Source organism: Coprococcus eutactus, from assembly GCF_001404675.1.
GTDB classification, from domain to species: domain Bacteria; phylum Bacillota; class Clostridia; order Lachnospirales; family Lachnospiraceae; genus Coprococcus; species Coprococcus aceti.
In genome coordinates, this window is the sequence record NZ_CYXU01000001.1 from 350495 (window position 1) to 362016 (window position 11522).

An 11522-nucleotide genomic window follows, 5' to 3' on the forward strand; every position below is an offset into this window, starting at 1 on the left:
AATTAGATTAATTGTAAATAAACCATGAATTACTAAGGGAGGTATTTTATGAGAAAAGGGAAGAGATGGCTGGCAGCGGCTGTGAGTGCAGCGATGATTGTCCAGTCACTGGCCAGTGTTGGCCCGGTTTATGCAGCGGATGATGGCGTATCCATAGCTGACACGTTTACGGATTCGTCGTTTAGAAGCTATGTGTCGAGTAATTTCGATACAGACAGTAATGGTTATCTGTCAGATGCGGAGATCTCGAATGTAACATCTATAGATGTTTCGAAGTGTTCTCCTGCTATATCAAGTTTGAATGGCGTAGAATTGTTCACCAATCTGTCAAAGCTGGATTGTAATGAGCAGTCTATAAGGAATCTTGATATAGAGAATCTTGAGAATCTTGAATATATAGATGTCTCAAGTAACAGAATAGACAGTCTGACATTGCCGGTAAGTGCAGAGAAACTTACATATCTTGATATAAGTGGAAACAAGATCACAAGCCTTACATCTCTGGCTGATTACAATAATCTTGTACTGCTCAATGCCAATTCAACAAACCTTTCATCGATAGATGTCAGCAATATGAAGGGGCTTAAGGTGCTTGGCGTAAGTGGAACCACCATATCAACACTTGATCTTGGCTCAAACATGGAGCTTACAACACTTTATTGTGACAGCATGCGTTCACTGCCTGTCCTTGATGTGTCAGGTCATGAGAAGCTTAAGAATCTTTATTGTGCTGGAGCAAAGAGCGACAGTGGAGTTGTTGTTCGTTCGTCAATTACCAAGCTTGACGTATCCGGTGATATAGTCCTTGGTTCGCTTGATTGTTCAAATAGCTATGTGGCTGAGCTGAACATAGACAATACCCCGGCGCTTACAACACTTGATTGTTCTAACACGAGACTTACATCAATAGATGTGTCAAAGAACACAAGTCTTAGCTACCTTGATGTCAGCAGCAATGTTCTGGGTGCGGTGGATTTTACTGCGAATACAGCACTTAGAGAGCTTTATGTCAAGGATACTGGCATAAATAAGCTTGATGTATCTACTCTCACCAATCTGGTTAATCTTGACGCATCATCAAATTCTCTTGCAGAGCTTGATATAGCATCAAACAGTTTATTGGAGAAGCTTTATATTTCAGACAATAATATCCAGGGTATAAAGCTTGATGGTCATCCTGACCTTAAAGAACTTGAGATTGACAACAACAATCTTGTGGCCATAGATATATCAGTGTGTCCTAAACTTTATGGCGATGATGGTGTGTTCAGTTGCAGTGGGAATAGCAGGGATATAACACTTGATACTACGAACTATGATTATGATTTTAGCGATTTTTCAAAAGTCTATGGTTTGCATAAGGCGTGGTATGACTATGAACTTCCTGTTGCTGTAGATAACAACGGCAAGCCTTTAACGGATGATAATGGGGTTGAAATTCATAAACGAAACAGGAATACTACAGGATACGCAGGAATACAGGGCATAGATGCCAGCAATGAGGCGTCATCCGTGACTGGAGGACAGCTTGATGGATATATATTTACAGCGGAGCCGGATGCGGAGAAGATTACATACAATTACTATACAGGAGCAGGAATGGGGAAGGTCAAGTTCACACTCAACATTCTTAACCCGCTCAAGGTCACAGTATGGTATACAACTGATGGAAATGTTGTAAAGTCAGACAGTTCTACACTCAGCTTCAGAGTTGGTGATACGACTACACTTACAGCTACGGATGACGAAAAGAATCCACACAAGAACATAACATGGAGTTCGTCAAATGAAAGAGTTGCACAGATAGACAGGGAGACAGGAGAACTGACCTGTGTTTCGGCGGGAACAGCTCAGATTAACATTCTGCTGAATGATCGTGCTATAGGATATGTGAATATGGAGTGTCACAAGCCTGTTACCGGACTTTATCTTGTAGATCAGAACGAGAAGGATGATGCAGGCAACCAGATAACATACGAGAATGGCGCAGTCATCAACATGGACTGTGGAACATATCCAAGAAATGGCTCTAAGAAGCTGGATGTAAAGTGTGTTACCGAGGATGGTCTTGCGTCCAAAGAGATATCAGGATTCACTTGTAAGGTGACTGATGCGTATGGCAAAGAAAACAATAAGGTTTTGTCGTTTAATACATCAAGTAAGACTATAACAACAAGAGGTGCAGGAATCGCATTCCTTCATTTTACATCAACTGATAATCCTGATGTAGAGACAGTAATTCAGGTAAATGTTGAACAGAGAGTAAACAGCGTGACACTTTCACAGTCTAGAATGACGATCATTGCAGGTGGAAGCAGTAATCTCGTTGCTACGATTTCTCCAAATACTGCAGTGGAGCAGAGCGTTGTATGGTCATCATCAAATGAGAGCATTGCTACGGTCGATGCCGAGGGAAATGTGAAGGCTGTCAATCCGGGAGAAGCTGATATCATATGTACATCTGTTGATACTGAGCAGGTGTACGGCAAGTGTCATGTGACTGTACAGCCTCCTGTAAAAGGTTTGACTCTCAATATGAACAGTGCAGAATTGTTGCTCGGAGCAGATACGGAAAGCAGAACAGTATCACTTGAGGCTGTTATCGATGCGGATGATGCAAGTATTTACAAGAATTTGAAGTGGACATCGTCAGATACAAACGTTGCTTCGGTGTCATATAGTTCAACAGATAAGACAAAGGCTACAGTTACTGCCAGATCAGCAGGAACTGCTGTTATCAGATTTTCAATTTCAGATGATGAGTATGTGGATTGCAACATTACAGTAAAGCAGAGAGTTACAAGCCTTAGAATAAACAGAGACAAGACAACAATATATGCTGGTGATACACTGCAGGTAACAAGCACTGCATCCCCTGCAACTGCATCGAATCAGGAAGTCATCTGGGCATCATCAGACGAGAGTGTTGCAAGCATTGACAAGGATGGTTTGATAACAGCCCTCGACAGAGGAACCACAGTTATCACAGCTACAGCAGTTGATGGAAGTGAGAAAACAACATCATTCACTCTTACAGTAAAGAAGTATGTAAGTGCTATAACACTTGACAAGGAGAAGCTCACTCTGTATGTGGGTGAACGAGGAACTGTTAAGCAGACCGTACTTCCAGAAGATGCAAATGACAGAAATGTTATATGGCAGTCAAGTGATCCGGGTGTTGCAACAGTATCAAACGGAACAATAACAGGTGTTAAAGCCGGAACAACAAACATAACATGTACAGCTAGAGATGGCAGTGGAGTATCAAAAACATGTGAAGTTACAGTAGTCCAGCAGATATCATCAATAGTATTGGGTGAGAGCACTAAGACTGTGAATGTAGGTGATAAGTTTACCCCGAATGTGACTCTCAATCCGGAGAATGCTTCAAAAACAGAGCTGAAGTGGACAAGCTCGAGTGAAGCAGTAGCATCTGTAGATCAGAATGGAGAGGTAACAGCAAAATCCCGAGGTACAGCGACAATCACATGCGAGGCTGTCGAAGGCATTGAAGGAAGAAAGGCCAAGGCAGCTCTCAGACTTACAGTTAACCAGCCGGTTACAGGAATAAAACTTAATCAGACAAAACTGAATCTGTTTGTGGGTAAACAGGGCAGAATAACATCGACTGTAGCTCCTGCTAACGCAAATAACAGAAATGTTGAGTGGACAACTTCTAACAGCAAGGTAGCAACTGTAAACAATGGTACTATCACAGCAGTATCAAAGGGAACAGCAGTTATCACATGTAAGGCTAAGGATGGAAGCGGCAAGCTTGCAAAGTGTACTGTTACGGTTTCACAGCCTGTAACATCCATCAAGCTCAATGCAACAAACAAGACTATCAAGAAGGGTGCGACATTCACACTCAAGGCAACTGTAGGTCCTGCAGCGGCAAACAATAAGGCGGTTACATGGTCATCATCGAACACCAAGGTTGCAACAGTTTCGTCAACAGGAGTTGTCAAGGCTGTTGGAAAGGGTTCGGCAGTTATCACATGTAAATCAAAGGACGGAAGCAATATTACTGCCAAGTGTACAATCAATTCAGTTATTATGGTTTCTTCAATCAAGTTAAACAAGAAGACAGCAACCATAAAGAGAAAGGGAAAGATAACACTCAGGGCAACAGTAGGTCCTGCAACTGCAAACAACAAGGCAGTTACCTGGGTTTCTTCAAATAAGAAGATCGCCACTGTAACAACAAGAGGAACAGTAGTAGGTAAGAAGAAGGGGCGTGCGGTAATTAAATGTAAGGCTAAGGATGGCAGTGGTAAGTACGCAAAGTGTACAATCATAGTAAAATAAAATATAACAACATATAGTTGGAATATATGATCTTAATCGTCAGGCCTGCAAAACAGGTCTGACGGTTTTTTACGTATATTGTTCTTTGCTGTTCTTTATTTTTATTTAACGTTAAAAAATGTTGTAAGCAAATAGCAATTGTGATAAACTATTAGAAAAATTGATTTCATTTACATGGAGGCATTTATAGATATGAAGAAGCTTATTTTAGTTACATCACCACCAGCATGTGGAAAGACATTTATTTCAAAGCAGGTTGCAAAGGCACTTCACAATTGTGTATACCTTGACAAGGATACACTTATCGTGCTTTCAAAGCAGATATTTGTAGTTGCCGGACAGGAGTACAACCGTTCATCAGACTTCTTCCAGAAGGAGATCAGAGATTACGAGTATTACTGTGTGTTGGATCTTGCATTTGAGGCATTGGATTACAATGATACAGTTCTCATCAATGCTCCGTTCACAGAGGAGATCAGAGATGATGAGTATCTTGACAATCTTCGCGCTAAGCTTGCAGAGAAAGATGCAGAGCTCTTCGTTATCTGGGTAAATACAAGAAAAGATGTATGTCATGAGAGAATGATCAAGAGAGCTTCAGACAGAGATACATGGAAGCTTGAGCACTGGGATGAGTACATCAACAGCCAGAACTTCAATCCGCCTACAAACATCAAGGATCTCTTCATATTCGAGAACTCATCAGAGGAGGAATATGAGGATTCGATCAAAAAGGTTGTCAAGGCTGTGAGAGGTTAATTGGCACATACAATAAAATATTTATGACAGGAGTAGAGAATATGGCAACAATCAGAAGTTTTAGAGCCTATAGACCGAGACCAGATGTTGCAGGCAGAGTAGCTGCCTTGCCATACGATGTGTATAACCGTCAGGAAGCAGAGATAGAGGTCAAGCGCGAACCATTATCATTTTTGAAAGTGGACAGAGCAGAGACATCCTTTGGACCAGATGTGGATACATATGCTCCATGTGTATATGATAAGGCTGGTCAGCTGCTTCAGGGCATGATAGATGATGGAACATATATCATGGAGCGCAGACCAGTCTATTATATTTATGAGCTTATCATGGATGGCAGGCATCAGACAGGACTCGTGGCATGTCCTTCTATAGATGACTATATGAATGGAGTCATCAAGAAGCATGAGAATACCAGAGAGGACAAGGAGATAGACAGAATAAAGCATGTCGAGGCATGCGGAGCGCAGACGGGACCTATATTCCTTGCGTACAGAGCGATAGATAAGGTTGACGAGATCATCGATAGAGTGAAGAAGGGTGATAAGTTGTACGGCTTCACATCACCTGACGGGATCACTCACAACGTATGGATAATAGATGGCCAGGAAGATATAGACACCATCAGAGCTGCATTTGAAGGAGTGGACGATATCTATATAGCGGATGGACACCACAGGGCGGCATCGGCCGTCAAGGCGGGAATCCATATGAGAGAGAAGAATCCGGGATATACCGGGGATGAGGAATTCAATTATTTCCTCTCTGTACTTTTCCCTCATGACCAGCTTATGATCATGCCGTACAACAGAGTGGTAAAGGATCTCAACGGACATGACAAGCAGGAATTCATGGATGAGGTTTCAAAGATATTTGATGTGACAGCCAGTGATGTTCCGGTGGAACCACAGGTCAAAGGACAGGTGGGAATGTACATGGATGGAAGCTGGTACAGACTGGATGTCAGAGAAGGTATTGTTCCGGATGATGTCGTGGGCAGACTTGACGTATCGGTACTTCAGGACAATGTGCTTGCACCGATACTTGGAATACAGGATCCGAGAACCGATCAGAGGATCATGTTCGTAGGTGGAATCAGAGGACTTGCAGAGCTTGAGCGTCTGGTGGATGGAGGAATGGCGGTTGCATTCTCGATGTATCCGACATCCATCACTGAACTGTTCGACATTGCAGATGCGGGACTTCTCATGCCTCCAAAGTCAACGTGGTTTGAGCCAAAGCTCAGAAGCGGAATATTTATACACAAGATAGACTAACATTAGGAGAAGGGGTTTTATGGAGATATTTGTATTGAAATCAGATGAGGTTGCAGCGATAACAAGGGGTACGCATGGCAACCCTCATCATATTCTTGGTATGCACCAGTGTCTTAATGACTGCTATGTAAATGCATACCTTCCGAGGGCTACGGCTGCGTTTGTTCTCAGGATAAATGAAGAAACGGGCGAGCCGATATTTAAATATCCTATGACCGAGATAGGTTCACAGGGATTTTTTACAGTGAAGATCGAGGATAGCGGGGCATTTGCATATAAGCTCATAACAGAAGGCGAGCAGGCGGCTGAATTCTATGATCCGTATTCATTCGGATACAGCGTGGATCCGGTCAATGTCATGAAGGTGGTAAATGGAGACGATGGAATATTGTCGGATTTCCATGTAAAGGATCTGTTTGGAGCAAGACAGATCACGCTCGATGGTGTACAGGGTGTATCGTTCTGCATGAATATGCCGGGGGCAACCAGGGTCAGTGTGGTCGGAGATTTCAACGGATGGGATGGACGCGTGAATCCTATGAGAAGGATTGACTACACTGATATGTTTGAGCTGTTCATTCCGGGCGATCTCATGAATACCAGATACAAATTCGAGGCATTATACAGAGATGGAAATACAGATATATTTGCAGACCCTTACGCTGAGGTGTATGAGGTGGCACCGGGAAATGCATCGGTACTTGCAAAGCTTGAGTATAGCTGGTTAGACTCTTCATATATGAAGAAGAGAGGCAGTGTATCTGCCCCGGTAAATATATATGAGGTCCACATGCCGACATGGAAGAGAAACTCAGATGGATATCCTCTTAACTATCTCGAATTTGGCAAAGAGGCTGCCATGTACGTGAAGAATATGGGATACAACTACATACAGTTTATGCCACTTATGGAATATAGAGATGACAATGGCTGGGGCTATGATACCGTGGGAATGTTCGCTCCGACATCGAGATTTGGAACACCTACGGAGTTCATGGCTATGGTCGACCATTTCCACAGCAAGGGAATAGGCGTTATCATGGATATGGTATCTGTGAGGGATGTGGATTGCATCGCATATTGGATAGACACATATCATCTGGACGGAGTAAGGCTGGAGGACGAGGAACTTATCAGAGCATTGAGAACAACCCTCGGCACTGCAGGCGATGCTGTCATGACAGATCTCAGGTGGAATAATGAGGCTGTGTCCAGAGTGACAGATTTCATGATGATACCTCCAGTGAACAGAGGAAGCTTTACGGATTATACATGTGGTATACCATTTGACGAGAATGATGATACCGTATGGGCGCTCAGCCATGATGAGGTTGCATATGAGCGTGGAAGTTACGCATCCAAGATGTCGGGTGGCTATGAGGACAAGTATGCTGATCTCAGACTTCTGTTTGGTCTCACCATGTCACTACCGGGAAGAAAGCTGACGTTTATGGGACAGGAATTAGGCGGATTTGCCGGGTTTGACGGAAGAACCCAGATCGACTGGTCGGTTCTTGAGTTCGATGCAAACAGCTATTTTCAGAAATATATAAAGGAACTCAACAAATTATACGATACAAAGAATGCTCTGTGCGGTGATGGCAGGGACCTTGCCGGCAGTGCACTTGATATACAGGAGAAGGGACAGGTAATATCATTTGTAAGACATGGTTTGGATGTCGCAGATGATGTGTATATTGTCTGCAACTTCGGACTTAAAAATGTGACAGGATATAAGCTTCCGGTTGAGACGGATGGAAAGTACAGAGAGATCTTCTCAAGTGATAACCTGAAATACGGAGGCGAGGGCAACAATAACAAAGGATATGAGACTGCTGCGGATGGCGTGATAGAAGTGAGTGCTCCTGCACTGTCATTTGCAGTGTTTGCCCATGTAAAATAGGAGGAATAGACATTTATGCTATTGATTGGTGATCTGTATAACATGGCGGCTGATACTGCGACCACAGAGAGTGTGGTCGGGGATGCGGTGAAGGAGGCCACGGATCAGGTAAGTATCGTAGGGCAGTATATCCAGAAGCTTACAGACTGGTGTATGTCCAAGCTTGGCAGTATAGTTGTGGCTGTCATATTCATGGTCGTCTGCTTCAAGCTGGTGAAGTTGCTGCTCAGGATACTCAGGAAGAGTTTTGAGAGGTCAAAGTTGGATCCAAGCGTTGCTGGTTTTTTCATATCTGCGGTCAAGATTGTTCTGAATGTGTTGATCGTGCTCACTGCGGCGAGCATTGTGGGATTTCAGATCACTTCATTTATAACTATACTAGGCACAGCGGGGGTTACCCTCGGACTTGCACTTCAGGGAAGTCTGTCGAATCTTGCGGGCGGCTTGTTGATTCTCATATTAAAACCATTCAGGGTCGGTGACTATATTGTGGAGAACAATACCCACTGCGAAGGAACAGTCGTGTCCATAGACATATTCTATACAAGGCTGATAACTTTCGACAACAAATCAGTCGTCATACCGAATGGCAACATATCCAACACATCCCTTGTGAATGTGACAGAGCATGATATGAGGAGGGTGGATATACCATTTTCTGTTGCGTATGATTCTGATATGGAGAAGGTCAAGAGGGTTACCATTGAGACCATTAAGGATGTGGATGGTTATCTTCCGGATGAGCAGATTCTGTTCTATATAGATGAATTTGCAGACAGTGGGATCAATATGTATGTGAAGTTCTATGCGACGATAGAGAAGTTCTTTGATGCCAAGTGGGATGCCATGTGGAAGCTGAAAAAGGCATTTGACGAGAATGACATAGAGATTCCATTTAATCAGATGGATGTACACATGAAATAAATACTCAATAATCCACATATGATGTCTGATTTCTTGCAAAAATAAAAGCAATCGAGTATAATCATGTGGATGTAGATATCAAAGACCGTGTATTTAGTATACATGGTCTTAATATAAATTTGTTTAAGGAGTGATTGATATGACAAAGATTGATATTATCTCAGGCTTCCTTGGAGCTGGCAAGACAACGTTGATCAAGAAACTTATTGAGCAGGCATTTAAGGGAGAGAAGCTGGTTCTCATAGAGAACGAGTTTGGTGAGATAGGAATCGATGGCGGTTTCCTGAAGGATGCCGGCGTTCAGATCACAGAGATGAACTCAGGTTGTATCTGTTGTTCACTGGTCGGAGATTTCGGTACTGCACTTAAGCAGGTTATCACAGATTACACACCTGACAGGATCATCATTGAGCCATCAGGAGTTGGCAAGCTGTCTGACGTTATCAAGGCAGTAAAGGATGTATCAGGAGATCTTGATGTAGAGCTCGACAGCTACACAACAGTTGCCGATGTGTCAAAGGTTAAGATTTATATGAAGAACTTTGGCGAGTTCTTCAACAACCAGATCGAAAGTGCTAACACTATCATCTTGAGCAGAACACAGACTACTACACAGGACAAGATAGAGAAGGCTGTAGCCATGATCAGAGAGAAGAACGATCATGCAACCATCATTACAACTCCATGGGATGAGATCGATGGAGCAGCCATCAGAGAGGCTATGCAGAACTACAAGTCTCTTGAGGAGACAATGATGGATGAGGCTAAGAAGGGACATGATCATGACCACGACCACGGCGATGAGTGCACATGTGGCTGTCACGACCATGACCATCATCACGACCATGATGACGACCATGAGCATCATCACGACCACGATGAGCACGAGCATCACCACGACCACGATGACCACGATCATCATCATGATCACGACCATGGCGATGAGTGTACATGTGGCTGCCATGACCATGATCACCACCATCATCATGCAGATGAGGTATTTACAAGCTGGGGCAAGGAGACACCACACAAGTACAATGAGGACAAACTCAGAGAGATCCTTGACACTCTGGCTGACACAGAGAAGTACGGTGTTATCCTCAGAGCAAAGGGTATCGTACCTAGCGATGCAGGTGAGTGGCTGTACTTTGATCTTGTACCAGGCGAGTTTGAGGTCAGAAAGGGCAAGGCTGACATCACTGGTAAGCTTTGCGTAATAGGAAGCAAGCTTAAGGAGGACGACCTTGCAGAACTGTTCGAGGTTTAAGCAGGTTGTTCTATGATAAGGAGTTAATATGATGGGACGTCAGAATAAAGAGATACCTGTATATGTGTTCATGGGATTCCTTGAGAGCGGTAAGACAACATTTGCCAAGGAGACCCTGATGGACAGAGGCTTTACAGGTGGAGCCAAGACACTTCTTCTCGTCTGTGAGGACGGAGAGGAGGAGTATGATCTTGAGGCTCTGAAGAAGGCTAATATATATACAGAGTTCATAGAGGAAGATCAGCTCACCACAGACCATCTCCTTGACCTTCAGGACAAATACAATCCGGAACAGGTCATGATCGAGTACAATGGTATGTGGAAGCTCGATAAGATATTTGAGATAAGGGTTCCAAAGGGATGGACGGTTGTCCAGGTTATCTCATTTGTGAATGCGGAGACATACGATGTGTACTCACAGAACATGAAGGCAACCATGGTTGAGCAGTTCAACAGTGCGGACATGGTCATCTTCAACAGATGTGATGAGAATTCCAAGATCCCTGAGTGGAGAAGATCCATCAAGGCGGTGAACAGAAGAGCGCAGATCATCTTTGAGATGAAAGATGGCTCCATTGCACCTGAGACAAATGAACCTGAGGATCTGCCATACGATGTGAGCGCAGATGTGATAGAACTGCCGGATGACGATTTCGGTATCTGGTATGTGGATGCATCTGACATGAAAGAGAGATACGACGGCAAGAAGATCCACTTCAAGGCCATGGTATTTAGACCAAAGCAGTACGGCAGCAATGCATTTGTTCCTGGAAGATTCGCCATGACATGTTGTGTTGAGGATATCCAGTTTGTCGGATTCAAGTGCTATTATCAGGGTGCTAAGAATCTTGTGGACAGACAGTGGGTTGATGTCACAGCCAAGATAGGCTACGAGTATTACCCAGATTTTGAAGGTGAAGGACCTGTTCTCACAGCAGAGAAGGTCACACTCACAAGTGCACCTGATGAAGAGGTAGTATATTTCAGTTAAGAGTTGAGCAGCTCCCTGAATACATGATATTTGATGTATCCGGGGAGCTTTTTTTGCGCGGACGGGGAATGCCGGAAGAGCTTTGACGTGTCC

General features: G+C 43.6%; 7 protein-coding genes. All 7 read left to right on the forward strand.

The genetic code is table 11. The features are described 5' to 3' along the window. The first annotated feature begins 48 nt into the window (after positions 1 to 48). The 7 genes from ARA78_RS01550 to ARA78_RS01580 all read left to right on the forward strand — a co-directional run bounded on the left by ARA78_RS01550 (position 49) and on the right by ARA78_RS01580 (position 11429). Positions 49 to 4308 (forward strand): Ig-like domain-containing protein, encoded by a 4260-nt coding sequence (locus ARA78_RS01550; RefSeq protein ID WP_055279878.1) that lies wholly within the window; start codon positions 49 to 51, stop codon positions 4306 to 4308. 192 nt (positions 4309 to 4500) lie between these two features. Further along, positions 4501 to 5067 (forward strand): AAA family ATPase, encoded by a 567-nt coding sequence (locus ARA78_RS01555; RefSeq protein WP_015533536.1) that lies wholly within the window; start codon positions 4501 to 4503, stop codon positions 5065 to 5067. A gap of 41 nt (positions 5068 to 5108) precedes the next feature. After that, on the forward strand, positions 5109 to 6344 hold the full coding sequence (locus tag ARA78_RS01560) for a DUF1015 domain-containing protein (RefSeq protein WP_055279879.1): 1236 nt from the start codon (positions 5109 to 5111) through the stop codon (positions 6342 to 6344). Between the two features lie 19 nt (positions 6345 to 6363). After that, on the forward strand, positions 6364 to 8247 hold the full coding sequence (locus tag ARA78_RS01565) for a GlgB N-terminal domain-containing protein (RefSeq protein ID WP_022216085.1): 1884 nt from the start codon (positions 6364 to 6366) through the stop codon (positions 8245 to 8247). Positions 8248 to 8262: 15 nt separating this feature from the next. Beyond that, positions 8263 to 9171 (forward strand): mechanosensitive ion channel family protein, encoded by a 909-nt coding sequence (locus tag ARA78_RS01570; RefSeq protein WP_015533533.1) that lies wholly within the window; start codon positions 8263 to 8265, stop codon positions 9169 to 9171. Between the two features lie 139 nt (positions 9172 to 9310). Continuing rightward, complete coding sequence (locus ARA78_RS01575; RefSeq protein WP_055223953.1) at positions 9311 to 10438, forward strand: CobW family GTP-binding protein; 1128 nt, start codon at positions 9311 to 9313, stop codon at positions 10436 to 10438. Between the two features lie 31 nt (positions 10439 to 10469). Further along, the gene (locus ARA78_RS01580; RefSeq protein WP_015533531.1) at positions 10470 to 11429 is read left to right on the forward strand and encodes a GTP-binding protein; all 960 of its coding nucleotides are present in this window, start codon (positions 10470 to 10472) and stop codon (positions 11427 to 11429) included. Positions 11430 to 11522 lie beyond the last annotated feature (93 nt).

Bases quoted from the DNA above. Each gene is read 5' to 3' on its own strand.
- ARA78_RS01550 (WP_055279878.1), top strand. From the start codon at position 49: ATGAGAAAAGGGAAGAGATGGCTGGCAGCGGCTGTGAGTGCAGCGATG.
- ARA78_RS01555 (WP_015533536.1), top strand. From the start codon at position 4,501: ATGAAGAAGCTTATTTTAGTTACATCACCACCAGCATGTGGAAAGACA.
- ARA78_RS01560 (WP_055279879.1), top strand. From the start codon at position 5,109: ATGGCAACAATCAGAAGTTTTAGAGCCTATAGACCGAGACCAGATGTT.
- ARA78_RS01565 (WP_022216085.1), top strand. From the start codon at position 6,364: ATGGAGATATTTGTATTGAAATCAGATGAGGTTGCAGCGATAACAAGG.
- ARA78_RS01570 (WP_015533533.1), top strand. From the start codon at position 8,263: ATGCTATTGATTGGTGATCTGTATAACATGGCGGCTGATACTGCGACC.
- ARA78_RS01575 (WP_055223953.1), top strand. From the start codon at position 9,311: ATGACAAAGATTGATATTATCTCAGGCTTCCTTGGAGCTGGCAAGACA.
- ARA78_RS01580 (WP_015533531.1), top strand. From the start codon at position 10,470: ATGGGACGTCAGAATAAAGAGATACCTGTATATGTGTTCATGGGATTC.